Origin of the sequence: Kitasatospora sp. NPDC057198, from assembly GCF_042670125.1 — a bacterium.
GTDB lineage: Bacteria > Actinomycetota > Actinomycetes > Streptomycetales > Streptomycetaceae > Kitasatospora.
Map to the genome: position 1 here is coordinate 1 of NZ_JBHUWH010000836.1, position 1,640 is coordinate 1,640.

The window sequence follows — 1,640 nt, forward strand, 5'->3', positions numbered from 1 at the left end:
GAGCGGGAGGCTCGGTCCGGCGCCGGTGGCGGGGAGTTCGCCGCCCGGACCGGTGGGGCTCGGGGCGGGCAGGGTCCGCGAGGCGCTGGGCGAGGGGGCGGGGCCGGTGGTGCTCGGGCTGGGGGACGGGCTCGGGCTCGGCGCGGGGCTGCCGCTGGGGCTCGGCGAGGGGCTGGGGCTGGTGCTCTCGCAGTCGACGACAGCGTCGAACGGCCGGTAGTGCAGTTCCCCGGCGACGACCGACTGGCCGTCGACCAGCGGCCCGGCGTCGTAGGCGCGGGCGATGACGTCGCCCTCGATGTTGGAGCCGTTGATGTCCTTGAGGTGGGCGCTGGGCGCGTAGATGGTGCCTTCCAGGGAGTCGCCGGTGGCCATGGTGAGGTCGGTGGCGTCCGGGAAGTCCCACAGCACGTAGGGGGCCTGCGGGCCGCTGATCCCCGGGGTGTTGGGGTTGTCCCAGACGAACACGCCGCCTTCGGCGGTGGTGTCGGTGACGATCACCAGCGGGGTGTCCTCGGTGGGCTGGTTGCGGAAGCTGATCTCACCGAGGGCGTTCATCTGCTGGCCGGTCAGGTGCAGCACGTTGGTGCGGCCGGGGGTGAGCGTCAGGTGGCCGTTGACACCGGGCGGGTAGGGGCCGTCGGGCAGCGGGTTGCCCGCGTCGTCGACCAGGGTGACGTTCTGCGGGCAGGCGGCCATCGCTCGGGCCCGTTCGCGGAAGGTCGCGAACGCGCCGGTGAAGTCGATCAGGCCGGGCGCCGGTCCGACCGAGGCGAGCGGCTGGTGCAGCGTCATCTCGATCCGCGGCACCGAGTTGTGCGCCGCACCGGCGGCCACCACCTGGGTCTGGACCTGGGCGCCGTTGACGTCCCGGTCGACGGCGAGCGCGCCGGTCATGTCGCCGATCTTGGTGTAGCCGTCCATGAGCACCTTGAGCACCCCGTCCGGGGAGCTGCCGGCGAAGTCGACCCGGCCGCCGACCACCAGCGCGGCGGGGTGGTCGTCGCCGGGGGCGGTGAAGGTGCCGGGGGTGTGCAGGCTGACGTTGTAGCCGGAGCCGAAGGTGAGGTTCCCGCCGGTGGCGACCGGGCCTTCGGCTTCGGTGCTGCCCAGCGTGGTGTCCTGCTCCACGAAGGCGTTGTAGCCGAGGTTTCCCTCGACCGGGTTGCCGATCGAGGCCCGCTTGGACCCGGCGGCGACGGCGGACGGCGACAGGAGGGCCGGGGCGAGCACGGGGGTGGCGGCCAGGCCCAGTGAGAGGGCGGCGAGGGTGAGGGGGCGTACGGACATAACGGGAGATTAGGTGGGCAAAGCGGTCAATCGGGTGCCGCCACGCGGCGCCTCCCCGGACGGCGGCCCTCCGGCGGAGCATGACCGCGGCGGCCGGTCGGGTCGCCGCGGGCGCGCCGCGCCGCACGGTCGGCGAATTCCCGGCGAACTCGGAGTCGGCTCCCAGGAATCCCGCCGGGAAGGTTCCCCGACGAACCACCGGCCCGCCGGGCACCCCGGCCGCGCCCGTCCGCCCTCCGCAAGCTGACGCCGCACCAGGCCGCCCCGGCCGGAAGGGGGGTGACGGTGGCCGGATCCCGCCATCCGACAGCTGCTCCGCGGTGGCCGACCCTTGCCAATTGGTATAGGCC

At 74.1% G+C, this 1,640-nt stretch carries 1 protein-coding gene; it reads right to left on the bottom strand.

Annotated elements, in window-relative coordinates; all coding sequences use genetic code 11:
* A partial coding sequence (locus ACFUEL_RS39485; protein ID WP_380243018.1) for a collagen-binding domain-containing protein occupies positions 1 to 1,290 on the bottom strand: 1,290 nt, incomplete at its 3' end.
* Positions 1,291 to 1,640 lie beyond the last annotated feature (350 nt).